Source organism: Kitasatospora sp. NPDC059577, from assembly GCF_042735475.1.
Taxonomy (GTDB): Bacteria; Actinomycetota; Actinomycetes; order Streptomycetales; family Streptomycetaceae; genus Kitasatospora.
In genome coordinates this window covers 30,141-46,244 of record NZ_JBHWBZ010000001.1, presented here as the reverse complement: position 1 = coordinate 46,244, position 16,104 = coordinate 30,141, and the positions used below count along the sequence as shown (strand labels likewise).

General features: G+C 73.3%; 15 protein-coding genes. 8 read left to right on the top strand and 7 right to left on the bottom strand.

The annotated features are described in order from the left end of the window. Positions 1-5: 5 nt before the first annotated feature. From ACFV0O_RS00235 to ACFV0O_RS00225, 3 genes are all read right to left on the bottom strand, one after another. Complete coding sequence (locus tag ACFV0O_RS00235; RefSeq protein ID WP_380334099.1) at positions 6-1,334, bottom strand: ABC transporter substrate-binding protein; 1,329 nt, start codon at positions 1,332-1,334, stop codon at positions 6-8. Between the two features lie 59 nt (positions 1,335-1,393). Next, on the bottom strand, positions 1,394-3,103 hold the full coding sequence (locus tag ACFV0O_RS00230) for a glycoside hydrolase family 13 protein (protein WP_380334096.1): 1,710 nt from the start codon (positions 3,101-3,103) through the stop codon (positions 1,394-1,396). 197 nt (positions 3,104-3,300) lie between these two features. Continuing rightward, the gene (locus ACFV0O_RS00225; protein ID WP_380334093.1) at positions 3,301-4,608 is read right to left on the bottom strand and encodes an ABC transporter substrate-binding protein; all 1,308 of its coding nucleotides are present in this window, start codon (positions 4,606-4,608) and stop codon (positions 3,301-3,303) included. Positions 4,609-4,752: 144 nt separating this feature from the next. On the opposite strand from ACFV0O_RS00225, the gene ACFV0O_RS00220 reads away from it, so the two are divergent. From ACFV0O_RS00220 to ACFV0O_RS00210, 3 genes are read left to right on the top strand one after another with little or no spacing between them, the layout of a single operon-like run. Next, the gene (locus tag ACFV0O_RS00220; RefSeq protein ID WP_360266625.1) at positions 4,753-5,256 is read left to right on the top strand and encodes a PadR family transcriptional regulator; all 504 of its coding nucleotides are present in this window, start codon (positions 4,753-4,755) and stop codon (positions 5,254-5,256) included. Next, positions 5,253-6,026, top strand: a complete 774-nt coding sequence (locus tag ACFV0O_RS00215; RefSeq protein WP_380334090.1) for an ABC transporter ATP-binding protein — start codon at positions 5,253-5,255, stop codon at positions 6,024-6,026. Before ACFV0O_RS00220 ends, ACFV0O_RS00215 begins: the two co-directional genes overlap by 4 nt. A 4-nt stretch (positions 6,027-6,030) precedes the next feature. Next, entirely contained in the window at positions 6,031-8,397 is a 2,367-nt protein-coding gene (locus ACFV0O_RS00210) for an FtsX-like permease family protein (protein WP_380334087.1), read from the top strand. Positions 8,398-8,545: 148 nt separating this feature from the next. Here ACFV0O_RS00210 and ACFV0O_RS00205 read toward each other — a convergent pair whose 3' ends face one another. Next, positions 8,546-10,573: a HelD family protein gene (locus tag ACFV0O_RS00205; RefSeq protein WP_380335351.1), complete on the bottom strand. Its 2,028-nt coding sequence runs from the start codon at positions 10,571-10,573 to the stop codon at positions 8,546-8,548. Positions 10,574-11,140: 567 nt separating this feature from the next. On the opposite strand from ACFV0O_RS00205, the gene ACFV0O_RS00200 reads away from it, so the two are divergent. Next, positions 11,141-11,689, top strand: coding sequence for a hypothetical protein (locus ACFV0O_RS00200; RefSeq protein WP_380334085.1), 549 nt, complete (start codon positions 11,141-11,143; stop codon positions 11,687-11,689). 215 nt (positions 11,690-11,904) lie between these two features. Then, a complete protein-coding gene (locus tag ACFV0O_RS00195; RefSeq protein ID WP_380335348.1) occupies positions 11,905-12,699 on the top strand; it encodes an NAD-dependent epimerase/dehydratase family protein in 795 nt (264 codons plus the stop codon). Positions 12,700-12,874: 175 nt separating this feature from the next. Here the strand turns inward: ACFV0O_RS00195 and ACFV0O_RS00190 are convergent, their stop codons facing one another. Beyond that, entirely contained in the window at positions 12,875-13,258 is a 384-nt protein-coding gene (locus tag ACFV0O_RS00190; RefSeq protein ID WP_380334082.1) for a hypothetical protein, read from the bottom strand. On the opposite strand from ACFV0O_RS00190, the gene ACFV0O_RS00185 reads away from it, so the two are divergent. The 3 genes from ACFV0O_RS00185 (at position 13,257) to ACFV0O_RS00175 (ending at position 14,782) form a co-directional block, all read left to right on the top strand. Continuing rightward, the gene (locus ACFV0O_RS00185; protein ID WP_380334080.1) at positions 13,257-13,604 is read left to right on the top strand and encodes a hypothetical protein; all 348 of its coding nucleotides are present in this window, start codon (positions 13,257-13,259) and stop codon (positions 13,602-13,604) included. The genes ACFV0O_RS00190 and ACFV0O_RS00185 overlap by 2 nt on opposite strands. Positions 13,605-13,957: 353 nt before the next feature. Beyond that, a complete protein-coding gene (locus ACFV0O_RS00180) occupies positions 13,958-14,101 on the top strand; it encodes a hypothetical protein (RefSeq protein ID WP_380334077.1) in 144 nt (47 codons plus the stop codon). A 237-nt stretch (positions 14,102-14,338) separates the two neighbouring features. Next, positions 14,339-14,782 (top strand): hypothetical protein, encoded by a 444-nt coding sequence (locus ACFV0O_RS00175; RefSeq protein ID WP_380334075.1) that lies wholly within the window; start codon positions 14,339-14,341, stop codon positions 14,780-14,782. Positions 14,783-15,093: 311 nt separating this feature from the next. Here ACFV0O_RS00175 and ACFV0O_RS00170 read toward each other — a convergent pair whose 3' ends face one another. Both ACFV0O_RS00170 and ACFV0O_RS00165 read right to left on the bottom strand, forming a co-directional pair. Continuing rightward, positions 15,094-15,378 (bottom strand): NUDIX domain-containing protein, encoded by a 285-nt coding sequence (locus ACFV0O_RS00170; protein ID WP_380334073.1) that lies wholly within the window; start codon positions 15,376-15,378, stop codon positions 15,094-15,096. Further along, on the bottom strand, positions 15,375-16,091 hold the full coding sequence (locus tag ACFV0O_RS00165; protein ID WP_380334070.1) for an SDR family oxidoreductase: 717 nt from the start codon (positions 16,089-16,091) through the stop codon (positions 15,375-15,377). The genes ACFV0O_RS00170 and ACFV0O_RS00165 overlap by 4 nt, the downstream gene beginning before the upstream one ends. Positions 16,092-16,104 lie beyond the last annotated feature (13 nt).

Here is a 16,104-nt window from a genome sequence, read left to right as displayed (position 1 = left end):
GTGGATCAGCCCTTGTAGGCCTTGGCCGCGTCGGCTTCGAGCCTGGCGGCGGCGCCCTGGACGTCGGAGGGGTCGGCGAGGAAGTCCTGGAGGTCCTTCCACTCGCCCTGGCCCGCGGTTCCTCCGAACGCGGCGGGGGCCTGGTCCGACATGTCGAAGCGGAAGGTGTCGCCGGCGTCGATCACCGACTTGGCGAACTGCCGGGTGGTGTCGTCGGGGTAGACGGAGGGGTCGACGGCCTTGTTGGGCGAGATGAAGCCGCCGGCCTTGGCCCAGACGGTCGCGGCCTCGGGGCCGGCCAGGAACTCGACGAACTTCTGCGCGGCTTCGGGGTGCTTGGCGCCCTTGAGGACGACGGCCGCGTCGCCCGCGCCCATGACGGGGGCCTTGCCGCCGTCCACGGCGGGGAAGGGGAACACCTTGGCGTCGGTGCCGACCTGCTTCTTCAGTTCGGAGGTGATGACACCGCCCACGAAGTCGCCTTCGTGGGTCATGGCGGCCTTGGGCTGTGCTCCGAAGACCTGCTGGACGGACGTGGGGAAGTCGGTCTGCAGGGCGCCCTGCCCGCCACCGGCGACGAGTTGCCTGTCACCGAAGACCTTGCCGAGCGTGGTCAGGGCCTTGATGACCGACGGGTCGGTCCACGGGATCTCGTGCCGGGTGAGCTTGTCGTAGAGCTCGGGTCCGGCCTGGGAGAGGTAGACGTTCTCGAACCAGTCGGTCAGGGTCCAGCCGGCCTGGCCGCCGATGGCGAACGCCGGAGTGCCGGAGTCGGAGAGCGTCCGGCCGACGTTCAGCAGGTCGTCGAAGGTGGTCGGGGGCTGGACGCCGGCGTTCTGGAAGGCGGCGGGGCTGTACCAGACGGTCGACTTGTCGGCGGCCTTGAAGTAGAGGCCGTACTGCGTGCCGTTGACGGTGCCGAGGCCGGACCAGATGCCGGCGTAGTTCTTCTTCGCGGCGTCGGTGACGGCGGGTGCGAGCGGCGCCAGCCAGCCCTTGTCGGCGAACTGCTTGATCACGCCGGGCTGGGCGACCATGACCACGTCCATCGGGTCACCACCCTCGATCTTGCTGCCGACCACGGTGGAGAGGTTGTCACCGGTGGAGGTGTAGCTGACGGTGGCGCCGGTCCTGGCCGTGAAGGCGTCCAGCACCTTCTTGAAGTTCTCCTGCTCGGTGCCGCTCCACACGGCGGCGACGGTCAGGGTCTGGCCCTTGAGTTCCTGGGTGGTGGAGTCGGCGGCGGTGCCGCCTCCCCCGCTGCCGCAGGCGGTGGCGGTGGCGGCCAGCACGACGGACGCGGCCAGGGTGGGGAGAGCGCTACGGAGTCTCATCGTCGAGTCCTCTTCCGTGAGGCGGGTGCGGGTTCGGGGCTTCGTGGTGCGGTGGACGGTCAGTTGGGGCCGGCGGCGCAGTGGTCGATCCACCAGGCGGCGGTGGCGGGCGGCAGGACGCCGTCGGCGCACGGGCCGCTGGCCAGCAGGGGCGGGCCGAGGACCGGAGCCGGCGCGGGGGTGTCGCCGAAGTTGACGGCGCACACCAGGCCCTCGCCGCGGACGAACGCGAGGACCCCGGGCGGGGTCTCCAGCCATCGCAGCGTGCCCTCCCCGAGTTGCGGGAGTTCACGGCGCAGTTGGAGGGCGGTGCGGTACAGGTGGTAGACGGATCCGCCGTCGGCCCGTTGCCGTTCGGCCGTGTGGGCGGCGAAGGAGTCCGGCTGCGGGAGCCAGGGGCCGACCGGGGTGTCCGGCGGGCTGAACCCGAACGGGGGTTCGCTGCCCGACCAGGGCAGCGGTATCCGGCAGCCGTCGCGGATCCCGGTGCGGCTGCCGGTCCGGCGGAAGATCGGGTCGGTGATCGACTCGTCGGGCAGGTCGAGGACTTCGGGCAGGCCGAGTTCCTCGCCCTGGTAGATGTAGGCGGCTCCCGGCAGGGCCAGCATCAGCAGGGCGGCGGCCGTGGCCCGGGCGGGGCCGGAGGCCGGGTCGTCCCCCGCGAACCGGCTCACCGTGCGGACCTGGTCGTGGTTGTTGAGCACCCAGGTGACGGTCGACCCGGTGGCGGTGATGTCCCGCACGGCGTCGTCGATGACCCGGTGGAAGTGCGCGGGGTCCCACGGCGCGTGCAGCAGGTGGAAGAAGAAGGCCTGGTGCAGTTCGTCGGGCCGCACGTACAGTGCCTGCTCGGCTGGCGTGGGCACGGAGGCCTCGCCGACCAGCAGTCGCTCGCGGCCGTCGCGGACGGTGTACTCCTCGCAGACCGCGCGCCACCGCCGCCAGACCCCGTGCACCTCCGGCTGGTTCCAGGCCAACGGGTTGACCGAGTCGCGGGTGCGCTCGTCCACGTCCGGGTCGGGCGAGTCCGGCAGTTCCGGGTGCTTGTACAGACCGGCCGCCACGTCGATCCGGAAGCCGTCGACGCCGCGGTCGAGCCAGAACCGCAGCACCTCCTCGAAGTGGGCGGCGACGTCGGGGTTGCGCCAGTTGAAGTCGGGTTGCTCCGGGGTGAACAGGTGGAGGTACCACTGGCCGGGCCGGCCGTCGGCCTCGGTGACCCGGCTCCAGGCCGGGCCGCCGAACATGGCCCGCCAGTTGTTGGGCGGGAGTTCCCCGTCCCGGCCGCACCCGTCGGCGAAGTGGAACCGCGCCCGCTCGGGACTGCCGGGACCGTTGGCCAGGGCCTTCCGGAACCACGGGTGGTCACGTGAGCAGTGGTTGGGGACGACGTCCAGGACCAGCTTGAGACCGAGCAGTCCGCAGTCCGCCACCAGGCGGTCGAACTCGGCGAGGTCGCCGTAGACCGGGTCGACGGCGCAGTGGTCGGCGATGTCGTAGCCGTGGTCGTGCTGGGGCGAGACGTAGAACGGGTTGAGCCAGACGCCGTCGGCGCCCAGCTGCCGCACGTGGTGCAGCTGTTCACGGACGCCGGCGAGGTCGCCGACGCCGTCGCCGTCGGTGTCACGGAAGCTGCGCACGTAGATCTGGTAGATCACCGCGTCGCGCCACCAGGTACGGGCGGCGGTGGTGGTGGGGGTGGTGGGGGTGTGCGGACGAGCGCGCGGCAGGGTGACCGCGTCGCCGTCGGGGAGGGTGGGGTTGTGCATCTCGCTACTCCAACGGTTATGCATTCGCGTTAGGTATAGCAGGCAGATGCGGACGCTGTTAAGCCCTTGTTTGAGGGAGTTTTCCAGAAGTTACGGGACGACGCACCGGGCCATGCCTAGATACGTGTTAGGTACTCGCGGGTAGGGGTCCTCGCGCGGCAGGGGCTGCACGCCCCCGGGCCGTCGTCGGCGTCGGCTCAGCCGACGACGACGCGCAGGTCGGCGGCCAGCCTCGGCAGCGCCGCCTCGGCGCTCCGACGGCCCGACACGACCTCGAACGCCGTCTCGCTGAACGCGAGGCTCAGCTGCTGGTACTGCGGGACGGCGGGGCGCGCCCCCGCCGCCAGGATCGCCGTGCGCAACACGGGCAGGTAGGGGAAGCGGGCCGTCAGATCCGGCTCCGCGTAGAGGTCGGCCCAGACCGGTGGCAGCCCGCCGTCGGTCAGCACGCGGTACTGTGCCCGGCGACTCGTCAGGTAGGCGATCAGTGCCCGCGCGGTGCGCTGGCGCCGGGAGAACCGGCTCACCGCAAGCCCCGAGCCCCCCAGCACGCCGCTGCCCGGGCCGTGCGGTCCCGGCAGCGGCACCACACCGAACCGTCCCTCCACCGGGGAACCGGCCGCGCCGACCTCGTGGTAGACGTACGGCCAGTTCCGCAGGAAGAGCAGGCCACCCCGGCCGAACGCCGCGCGGGACTCCTCCTCCTGGTAGCCGAGCACCTCGGGCGGGATCCAGCCCTCGCGCACGCCCCCGGCCAGGAACTCCAAACCGGCCCTGGCCTGCGGGCTGTCGACGACGACCGTCCCGTCGCCGGCGAGCAACTCCCCGCCGGCCGAGCGGATCGCCTCCAGGGCGTTGACGGAGAGGCCCTCGTACGGGCTCAGTTGCCCCGCGTACCCGGACAGCCCGTGCGCGGGCGCCAGGGTCCGTGCCTGCCGTGCCAAGTCGGCCCAGGTGCTCGGCGGTCGCTCACCGGCGGCGTCCAGCACGTCGCTGCGGTAGTACAGCAGAGCGGCGTTGGCGACGAACGGCACCGCGTACAGCCGCCCGTCGTAGCGGCCCGTGCGCACGACCGGTGGCAGGAAGCTGTCCAGTGCGAAGTCCGACTCGTCCAGCGGCACGGTCCAGCGCCTGGCCGCGAACTCGGCCGTCCACACCACGTCGAGGTTGAGCACGTCGAAGCGGCTGCCGCCGGCCGACAGCTCCCCGGCGAGTTGGGCGTGCACCTCGTCGGCCGCCTCGGGCAGCTCCACCAGTTCGGCGGGCTGGTCCGGGTGCTCGGCGTTCCAGTCGGCCAGCAGCCCGCGCAGGTAGCGGGTGGTGTCCCGGCCGGTCGCCAGCGTGACCGGCCCGACACCGTCCGGATCGCCCGACGGCTGCGCTCCGCCCGCCAGGCCGTACCAGGCGGACCCGCCCCCGGCCGCGAGCACCGCCGTCCCGCCCACCAGCGCGCGCACCACGCGCCGACGACCCGCGTCGGGGCCGGTGGGCGGCCGGTCGTCCATGGAGCTCCTTCGATCCGCCGGCACGGGTGGGCGCCGGGGTACGTCCCTTTATACGGCCTCCCTGCTGGTGGGGGCCCACCTGCCCGTACTGTGTGACCGAGGTGTAACCAGCGAACAGGGACGACAAGGAAGAGGTGACGCCCGGTGCGCCATCAGCTGCTGGCGCTGCTGGCCCGGCAGCCCGCCTACGGGTACGAACTCAAGCAGGGGCTTGAGCAGACCTTCGGCGCGGCGTACCCTCAGCCGAACATCGGCCAGATCTACGTGACCCTGAGCCGACTGGAGAAGTCCGGACTGATCCGCGGCACCGAGGTGACGCAGGAGGGCAGGCCGGACAAGAAGGTCTACGAGATCACGGAGAAGGGCACCGAGGAACTCTCCGGCTGGTTCGAGGCGCCCACCGAGGGCCCCCGGGTCAGGGACGAGTTCTTCATGAAGCTGATCCTGGCCGAAGGCATCGACCTCGCCGACCAGTTGACGCTGATCAACAACCAGCGTCGGCACTGCATCAACATGATGCGCGGACTCAACAAGCTGGCCGCCACCGAGCGCGGCAACCGGACCTCGCTGCTGCTGATCGAGGGCGCGGTCCTGCACCTGCAGGCCGACCTCGACTGGCTGGAGCGTTGCCAGGAGGAGCTCACGTGACCGGCTCGGAGCCGACACCGCCATCGACACCGCCGCTGCTGACCGCCGACTCCGTGGTGCGTTCGCACCTGAGCGGCTCGACCGTGATACCCGCCGTCCGGGGCATCAGCCTGCGGATCGACCGGGGCGAGTTCGTCGCCGTCACCGGCCCCTCGGGCGCCGGCAAGTCCACCCTGCTGCACCTCCTCGCCGGACTGCTGCGGCCCGACGAGGGCGAACTGTGGCTCGAAGGCCGCCGCGTGGACCGCCTGCGGGAGTCCGCCTGGGCACGCCTGCGCCGCCGGCACTACGGAATGGTCTTCCAGAGCGGCAACCTGCTCCCCGACTTCTCCGTCGCCGACAACATCGAACTGACCGCGCTGCTCGCGGGCATGTCCGGCCGCACCGCCCGCGAACGCCGCGAGGAACTCCTCGAAGACCTCGGCCTCGCCCACAAGGCCACCGCCGGGCCCGGCGAGCTCTCGGGCGGTGAGCGCCAGCGGGTCGCCCTGGCCCGCGCGCTGGTCAACCGGCCGCAGCTGCTCCTCGCCGACGAACCCACCGGGAACCTCGACAGCCGGAGCACCCGCGACGTCCTCGCCCTGCTCAGCCGCTACCACGAACAGGGCACCACCATCGTGCTGGTCACCCACGACGCGCGGGCGGCCAGCACCGCCGACCGCGTCGTCAGCCTCTTCGACGGCCGGATCGCCGACGACGCCCGGGTCGAGGAACCCCCGGCCGCGCGGCGCGCCGTCGGGGTCCGTGACGTCATCGATTTCGGCAGGTGAGCCGGTGCGCGCCCTCCTCCGCTGGATCCGCGCCGACCTGCGCTCGCACCGCATCCACGCGCTTCTGATCGTCCTCGCCACCGGCGGCACCGCCGCCGCCCTCCTGCTCGCCGGCACGCTGCTCGGCGCCGCCGCCGACCCGTGGCAGCGGCAGTTCCGGGCCGCCGGCTCACCCGACGTCCGGATCGACCTGCGCCCGCCGACGACCGCCCGGGGCAACGCCGACGAACCCTCGGCCGCCGTGCTCGCCCGCGAACCCGGCGTACTCTCCGTCTCACCGCCCCAGCACACCGCCGAGACCACACTGGTCGGCCGACGAGCCGACGGCGCGGCCACCACCGGCCCGCCCGGCCGCACCACCCTCGTGCTGCGCGGGGACACCCCGGGAGCGGCCCGCCCACTCCTTCGCTCCGGCACCTGGCTCGTCCCCGCCGACACCCGCGGCATCGTGCTCGAACAGTCCGCGGCCGACGCCGCCTGGGCCCACCCCGGCGACCACCTCACCGTCCTCGACAGCCGCGGCGCGGCCGTCGAACTCCGGGTCCTCGGCATCGCCGACAGCCCCGACCAGCTGCCCAGCCAAGCCGCGGGCTACGACCTCGGCTGGGCGTCGCCCGCCACCCTCGACCTGATCCAGCCGGACCAAGCGGCCCAGGGCCTCACCCTCGGCCTTCGCCTGGCCCGCCCCTCCGACGCCGCGTACACGGCCCAGCGGGTGGTCAGCGTCCTCGGCGCCGGGCGCGTCTCCCGCATCACCACCTGGCTGGACGCGCGGGACGCGCGGCAACAGGACGACCGGCTGGCCGGCCTGCTCCTCGGACTCAGCGGACTCGCCGCGCTGCTCGCCGCCGCCCTCGCGGTGGCCGGCGCCGCAGGCGGGCGGATCAGGGCGAGGACGGGCGACATCGCCCTCCTCAAGGCGGTCGGCTTCACCGCCGGCCAGGTCGCCTGGATGTTCATCGCCGGGCAACTCCTGCTGGCCGGCGCCGGAGTCCTGCTCGGCGCCGGCGGTGCCGCGATCGCCGTCCACACCGTCCCGGCCCTCGGCGGCGGAACCGACGCGCTCCACGGACTCGTCCCCGGCGGCACGGCGACCACCGTCGCCGTCGCCGCGGCCGCGCTCCTCGCCGTCGGGGCCGCCGCGGCACTGCCCGCACTGCGGGCCTCCCGGGTCGCCCCCGTCCCGCCGACCGACGGCACCCGGCCACCCGCCATGACGGCACGGCCGGTCCGGCTCGGCCCGCTCCGGCGGCTGCCCCCGGCCCTCGCGTTCGGCCTCGGCAGCATCCTGCGCCGACGCTCGGACCTGGTCGGCAGCGCACTGCGCCTGACCGTCCCGGTCGTCGCCGCCACCCTGGCCCTGAGCACCTGGGCGACCCTCGACGCCGTCACCCGGCCCGATCACGGCGCCACCGTCCCGTCCGTCACCGCCCGCCGGACCACCCCCGACCAGACGCCCGGCGACGGGCAGCTCGCCGCCGCCCTGGCGGCCGACGCCGCCGTGAGCGGCGCCTACCCGGGCGCGGAGATGCAGGCCCTCGCGCCCGGCCAGTCCGCGACACTCACCCTGCGCGCCGTCGGCACCACCGACGCGCCGTACCCGTACACCGTCGTCGAGGGCCGGACCATCCGCGCCACGGACGAGGCGGTCGCCGGACAGGGCGCCCTCGACCTGCTCGGCGCCCGGGTCGGCCAGTGGGTGCGGCTCACCACCGGGAACACCCCCCGCATCCTGCACATCGTCGGACGGAATCTCGAACCCGAACACGGCGGCCGCGTCCTGTCCACCGGCTTCGACACCCTGGACCGGCCCGGCGACCCCACCCACCCCGACTTCTGGCAACTGACCCTGCGCCCCGGCCAGGACCCGGCCGCCGTTCAGCGCGACCTCCCCGCCCGCGTCGGCCTCGCCGGGCGGACGGAGATCCGCCTCCCCACCGGCCCGGTCACCAGGCCCGGCGCCCTGCGGGCCAGCGTCGTCGGTCTCCTCCTCGTCCTCGCCCTCATCGGCCTGGTCGACCTGCTCACCACAGCCACCGCCGGCTTCCACGAACGCCGCCGGGACCTCGGTCTGCTCAGGGCGATCGGCCTCACCCCGGGCCAGTCCGCCGTCGTACTCGCCGTCCGCGGGACAACCATCGCCCTGATCACCGTCGCCGTCGGCTCGGCCGTCGCCATCCCGCTCGTCCGCCGGCTCATCGACCGGCAGGGTGAGCTGAGCGGCATCGGTGCGGGCATCGCCCGTGCCCCGTCGACCTGGACGGTCCTCGCCATGGCCGCCGTGTGCGCCACCACGGCAGCCGCGCTCTGCGCACTCCCGGTACTGCGTGTCCCCCCGCCCGCCCGGCCCCCGGACGGCGCCGGCCGGTAGGCCGTCCGGCCCCTCGGCGAGAACCCCACCCCACCGGCTCGCCCGTGCTCACCGGCACCCGGTCCGGCCGTGGCGACGACGCCGGGAACCACGGCGCAGCAGACACGCCAACGCAACGTCGCGCGGCGACGACGCGGGCGCCGAACCGTCAGGCGGGGTGGACGGTGATCGTGCAGAGGCGCTTGGTGGCCCGGGTCAGGGCCACGTACAAGTCCCTCTCCCCACCGGGGCGGGCGGCGATGATCTCCTCGGGGTTCATGACGACGACGCCGTCGAACTCCAGACCGCGCGCTTCGGACGCCGGCACGATGCGTGCGTGGTGGGCGACACCCTGGGCCGTCAGCTCGCTCACCCTGGTGTCCGCACAGATCACTCCCAGAAGCTCACCCGGGTGCGCGGTGCTCTGGGCGCGGAGTTCCTGAACGACGGCGGTGACCGACCCGTCCGGAGGTGTGGTCACGGTGCGCGGGCTCTCACCGCTTCGCAGTGACCGTGTGGGCTTCTGGTCCGGAGCGATCCGCGCGAGCAGATCCCGGACGGCCTCCAGGATCTCCTGCGTGGTGCGGTAGCTGACGGTCAGATCGTGCAGTTTGAACCGCGGTCCGACATGGGGGCTCAGCGCCTCCTTCCAGTCGCGCGCCGTCGCGACCGGGCCCGCCTGGGCGAAGTCACCCACCAACGTCATCGCCCGGGACGGGCAGCGGCGGACGATCATCCGCCACTGCATGGCGGTCAGTTCCTGCGCCTCGTCGACGACGACGTGCCCGTACGTCCGCTCGGGGGGGCCGTCGACCAGGCTCGCCGCCTCGTCCAGCAACGGCACATCGGCATCGGTCCACGGGTCGTCCGGACCGCGCAGCAGAAGGGACCGCTCCTGCGCGGTCAGGCCGGGCAGGAGTTCGGCGAGAGCGCCTGCGTTCGTCAGGAGCGCCTGCACGAGGTCACCCGGTACCAGCCGCGGCCACAACACCTCGACCGCCCGGTCGACACCGGCGTCGTCGAGGAGATCGGCTCGGACGGCGTCCAGGTCCAGCTCGTGGACCGGACCCGAGTCGACCGCCCCTTCGGCACGGCGCTGGGCGACTCCCGTGAACCGGTCGAAGTTGATGCCCGTCATCCTTTCGGCATCGGCGTCGATCTGCTCCAGGAGGTCACCCATGTCTCGTCGCATCGCGTCGGTGACGGCGTCGACCAAGAGCTCCTTGAACACCCGGCGCGCGGGGTTGTGCCCCGGTACGGCCGCCACGGCGGCATCGCGTGCCGTGGCGACCTCCTCGCCGGACAGGCGAACCAGTTCCCGTCCGACCCGCACGGTGAAGTCACCGACGGGGGCCTGGTGGACGCGCAGCAGGCCCGCCAAGGCGTCGGCGAGATCGGAGCTGCCCTTGAGACGCGCCGCACCGAACGGGCCCACCGCGCCTGTGGACACCCCGGCCAGTTCCCTGCAAGTCGCCAGGACCACGTCGTTCTCGCCGAGCGAGGGAAGGACCTGGGAGATGTAGTCGAGGAACCGGGCGTTCGGGCCCACCACCAGGACACCCTCCTCGGCGGCGCGCGGGAACGCGTACAGGACATAGGCCGCCCGGTGCAGGGCGACCACCGTCTTGCCGGTGCCGGGCCCGCCCTGCACCACGGTCACCCCGCGGTGGGCGGAGCGGACGATCTCGTCCTGCTCGGCCTGCAGCGTCGCGACGGCCGCGTGCATCCTGCCCGTACGCCGTGCCGACAGAGCCTCGGTCAACGGGCCGTCCCCCACGACGTCCTCGTCGGTCGGGGCGCTCCCGTCCAGCAGTTCGTCGCTCACCGAGACGACCGTGCGCTCCTCGATGCGCAGGTGCCGGCGCCGCCGCAGGCCCATCGGGTGGACCGGTGTCGCCTCGTAGAAGGGCCGCGCCGCGTTCGCGCGCCAGTCCACGAGCAGGGGCAGGTCGTCCTCCTCCGTCTGCAGTCCGATCCGCCCGATGCGCAGGGCCGTACCGTCCGCCCAGTCGACGCGACCGAAGACCAGCCCCCTTTCGGCGCCCTCCAGCCGGCCGATTTCCTTGGCCAGGCGCTCCGCGGCGATTTCTCGTTCGTATGCCTCACCGGCGCTTTCCGCCGGGGCCTTGAGCACACTCGCCCGATGTGCGCGCGCCTCGGAAAGCCGTTCGGCGAGCAACTCGTACAGGGAGGACACATAATCCCGCTCCGAGTCAACCACGCGCACAGCGGAATCATTCGTCTTCGACAACAGGGGCTCCTTCGATTCGAGCCACACCATACGGTCAAAGCTCCGCCGAAGGTAAGTCTTGACTTACTTGGCGAAGCCATGCCCCTGCAACGGAATCCATGGCGGACGGGACCCCGTGGCATTTCACGTATTTCCACCGTTCCGCATATCGCCGATTGCGATCTCCCGGCACCCGCCTGCCGCACGGGCGAACCCGCCCTCGAATGCCGACGATGTTTTGCCACACCCGGGAAAAGGGGGGAATATCCGGCGGAACGACCGGCGCCATCGAGCACCGAACGGGTCAGTACTCCGGCTCCCAGCACCACGTGTCGTATTCGGCGTCCGGGCTCGACCCGGGCGAACCGGCCTGCGATGCGGTCCATCAGACCCTCGAACGCTTCCTGCCGGCGGGCAGCGTCTACGCTGCGACCTACGGCCACCGCGTGATCGTTCGTCTTCACGCACCGATGACCAACGGTGGCCGCACCTGCCGGTGCCGGCAGGGCGGAACGGCTCATCGAGGGAGACGCAGTGCTGGGATTGCTGGGCTTCTACGACGAACTCGACAACCGCTCCGGCCAACCCAACGGATCGATCCGCGATGCCGTCCGGCCCGTCGGAGAGCCGGATGAGATGGACCTGGTCGCCTACCTGGACGCAGGCCACGTCCTGATCGACGTCATGGAAGCCGGACACGACGTCATCACCGGCAGCACCCACCGGCACTCTCCGGGATGCTCGTCCCTGGTGACCGACGGGGAATGGCTCTGGCGCCAGGACTTCCCCCACTACGTGGAAACCCACCACGTATCGCTGCCCGACGCATTCCTCGAACACGTCCGCGGCCTGAACCACCGGATTCCCGTCGTCACCGTCGCGCAGTTCGCTCCGCACTACGACGAGACCATGCCTCTGGTCGGCTGGGCCTCGGCTGTCCCGTGGCGATCGACGGCGACCACGCTCGTACCCGAACCGCGAACTCTGACCAGCAAAGCCCAGTTCGACGCGGCGATGTCGGCCCAGGACCGGAACCGGCCGGACGGCAGCCGGGGCAAGCGGCGCAAGCCGCGGAAGGCATAGGCACCACCACCGGGAACCACCACCGGACACCACCACCGGGAACCACCGCCGGGAACCACCCACGCGGGGCCCGGCCGGACGGTCCGGCCGGGGCCCTCGCCGTGCGCTCGCGCCCCACGAGCTGTCGCCCCGTCAGGTAGGGTCGCTCGACGCCGAATCCGACACCAGTTCGATGGACCCGCGAGGAGTCGAGAACCATGGAGACGCAACAGACGGTGGACCGGCCCCGCCGGGTCCTGCTCACCGGTGCCGCCGGCCGCATCGGCACGAGCCTGCGCGAGCTGCTGCCCGCCTACGGGTACCGGCTGCGCTGCTTCGACCGCCTCCCCGTGCCCGGCGAACCCGACGCGGTCACCGCCGACCTGCAGGACCCCGAGGCACTGGCGGCGGCGATGGACGGCGTCGAGGCCGTCGTCCACCTGGCCGGGATCCCGGGGGAGGCACCGTTCGCCGACATCCTGGCCGCCAACATCGAGGGCAGCTACCGGCTCTACGACGCCGCCCGGGCCGCGGGCGTGCCCCGGATCGTCTACGCCAGCAGCAACCACGCGATGGGCTTCACCGAACGGCCCGCCGACGGCAGCGCCGTGCCGGTGGACAGCGCACAGCGGCCCGACACCTACTACGGGCTCTCCAAGTGCTTCGGCGAGAACCTCGCCTCCCTGTACGCCGACCGGCACGGGATCGAGACGGTCTCGCTGCGGATCGGCTCCTTCGCCGCCGAGCCGCGCAGCGTCCGGATGCTCGCGACCTGGCTCAGCCCGGGCGACTGCGCCCGGCTGGTGCACGCGGCACTCACCGGGCCGGTCGCCGGGCACACCGTGGCCTACGGCATCTCGGGCAACACCCGCGCCTGGTGGGACCTCGCCTCGGCCCGGGCGCTCGGCTACCGGCCGCTGGACGACGCCGAGCGCTTCGCCGCCGACCTGATCGCCGAACACGGCGAACTGTCCGCCGACGACCCGGAGTTCCGCTACCTCGGCGGCCGCTTCACCCAGGCCCGGCCCTGACCACGGGCGGGTCGGCGGGTCGCGGCGGAGCGGCGCACCGCCCGGTCACGGCCGTCGGCCGGAGCCGCCGGGCGGGGCCGCCGGGCGAGACCGGGCCCGGGGCTCCGGCCGACGGGGAATCCGGCCCGACGGGGAATCCGGCCCGGCCGACGGCTCCCGGGCGCAGCCGAGCGGATCAGTAGCGCTGGGCCTGGGCGACCCTGGAAACCAGCGCCTGGTCCCGGTCGATCGGGCTGAACGCGGTCGGGGTGGCCTTCGCCCCCGGGGCGAGGTCCTTGACCCCCAGGTAGGAGGTGTCCACCACCTTGCCGGTCTCGTCGAGGAACTCGACCTTGATCGCGTACGACGCCGTCGAACTCGTGCTGTTGACGACCGTCACCAGGGCGGCGTTGAAGCCCGCGGCCTGAGCCTTGGGCAGGCCGGTGAGGGTGACGTCCGACAGGGCGTTGCCCGCGCCCTGGGTCTTCGCCAGCACCGCCTGCGCCTCGGCCCGGCCCGCGGCCACCTGGGCCGAGACGGACGCCTCGAACGCCGACGCCGCCGCCGACAGCGAGGCCATGGCCTCGGAGGCGGCGGACGACGCCGCGGACGCGGCCGCCGAGGCCGAGCCCAGCAGCGAACTCTTGGCCGAGGCGACCGAGGAGGGCAGCTCACCCGAGAACGAACTCGCGTTCGGCGAGAACGAGCGCGACGGCGAACTGGACGACGACGTGCCCGACGAACTGCACCCGGCGGCCACCAGCACCGTGCAGCCCAGCGCCACCGCAGCCAGGCCGGCCCTCCGGCTCGAACGGCCCGGATCGCCCGAGCCCGAGGCGTTCGACGCGTGCTCCGGCTTGTCGAGGCAACGTGACATGCGTTTCTGCCTTCACCTCACGGCCGAACACCCAGCGGCCCGGTCCTGATCGGATCCAGCCTCCGCCCCGGCGTACCGGTCCCACCAGTCGGCCTACTGCGATCAGGTAGCCGACCGGTCCGCCCGGCCCGCGGCGCCACCGCCGCGGACCGGGCGCCCCTGGCCGGCACGAGCGGCCGGCACGAGGGGCCGGGCGCCACTGGCCGGGCACGAGGGGCCGGCACGAGGGGCCGGGCACGAGGGGCCGGGCGTCGCGGGTTCAGTCCCCCGGGGAGGCCGGCAGGTCGCGCAGCAGGTCGTCGAGCTGGGCGGCGCGCTCGGGGCCGAGGGTGTCGACGGCGCGGCGCCGGACGGCCAGCCCCGGCGGCGACCGCTCCGTCGATGGTGGACCGGCCCTCGGGGGTGAGGTCGATCCTCGACGCCGCCGGCTTCCCGGCCGCCGCCGGGCTCGTCGGCACCGGCCTCCTGCTCCACCTGGAACGCCGACTGCCCGCGCAGACCGTCCGCCCCGAAGCCCGACGGGCCGGCCTCACCACCGCGGCCTGACCGCAGCGACCTCACCACCACGGCCTGACCACCGCCGGCCGACGGCCACGGGCCCCGAGCGACGAGGCGGACTCCGGAGCGGCCGTCCGCCCACACCGCGGGCCACCGGCGGACGGCGACCCCGACCGTGTGCCGGCCGGGTGAACCCGTTCCGGGTGCGCCCCCGTCAGCACTGGTGAGGGGCCGACCCGTTCGCCCGGCCCCGGCTGGTCCCCACGTCTCTCCTCGGGAGCAATCATGAAGCACCTCAAGGCCGTTGCCGCCACCGTGGCCACGCTCGCCGCACTCTCCGTCGCCGCGACGCCCGCCAGTGCGGCGGACCTGGGCGGCGGCGGTTCCGGCAGCAACGGCTCGACCACGTGCAGCAGCCCGGTGTGGGGTGGCAAGTACCTCTGCGGCGGCCCGTACCGTGAGGGCACGGCGACCTACTACTTCCGCGACGGTCGCCAGGAGGTGTTCGTCATCGGCACCGACCACGCCGTGTGGACGCGCTGGACCGACAAGTCCGGCAACAAGAGCGGCTGGCTCTCCTTCGGTGGCACCTTCACGGGCCCGGTCAGCGTCCTCGCCACGGACATGGGGCAGGGCAACTTCGAGGTCGGCGCGGTCGGCACCGACGGCCGCATCTGGAGCCGCGTCCGTGACGTCAACGGCAACTGGACCGGGTGGGCCGCGATCTAGGCACCTGCCTGCGCAGATCGGCCGTGCCGCCCCGGAGCTTCGCAGCCAAGGGCTCGGTCCCGCGACTTCGGTCCCGCGGCTGACGTCGGGACGCTCCGGCCCGGCGGTCCGGCCGGCGGTCGGTCAGCAGACGGCCCGCCGGGCGAGCACCCGTTCGGTGCCCGCCCGGCGGTGGGTCGCCCCGGGCAGGCAGAGGGTCGCCGGCGGGCGGCGCGCTCCGGGACGGAGCGCCACTGCCGCAGGGCCGCACGCAGCTCCGTATCCGTCTCCCGTCAGCCGGCCGTGCCAGGCGACCGCTTCCGGGGCAGGCGTCACCCCGCCCGTGATCGCGGCCTCGTGCACGCCGAGCCGGTACGGGCCGATCGCCTCCCCCCGGCCCGCCCCCCCCGGCACAGGAACGCGCACACGAAGCGGACCGGCGCGCGGACGCCCAGCTCCTCGGCCGACTCCCGGGCCGCCGCCTGCGCGTGGGACTCGCCCACGTCCACGGCCCCGCCGGACATCACCTCGTGGTGGCCGGCGGCCCGGGAGACGTTCCCGGGCCGCCGGTGGACCGGGACCCGCCCCTGCCGGTGGCGGCAGACCGTACCGGTCACCAGGGCACGGGTGTTCCGTCCCAGGAGAAGAAACCACCGGTGGGGCCGTCGTCCGGCAGCAGGGCCAGGTGGACAGCACCCCGGGCGGCCTCGGCCGGGTCACCTCCGGCAGCGGCGGCCCTGGGGTTGAGATCGGTGGCGCGCAGGCCGGGGGCGAGCGCGTTGACCTTGAAGCCCTCCCCGGCCAGCGTCTGGGCGTAGAGGACGGTGAGGGCGTTGAGGGCGGCCTTGGAGGAGCGGTAGGCGGCGGCGCCCCCGCTTCCCGGGGTGAACTGGGGGTTGGGGTTGGTGCTCCAGGTGAGCGACGCGGTGCCGCTGGAGACGTTGACGATGCGCGGGTGCGAGGACCGGCGCAGGGCGGGCAGGAAGGCGTTGGTCACCGTCACCACCCCGTACACGTTGGTCTCGTAGGTGCGCCGGAACTCCTCGACACCGGTCTCGGCCGGTGGGGCGAGCGACGGTGAGACGCCGGCGTTGTTGACCAGCACGTCCAGGCGGTCCACCTGGGCGGCGGCCCGTGCGACGGCGTCGGGGTCCGTCACGTCGAGGACCAGCAGCCGCGCACCGGCACCGATCTCCTCGACGGCCCGCCGCCCGCGCCCGGGATCGCGGGCACCCACGTACACGGTGAAGCCTTCGGCCGCGAGCAGCCGGGCGATGTGCTTGCCGATCCCCTTGTTGGCACCGGTGACCAGAGCTGTGCGATCGTTCATGGACACCACGGTC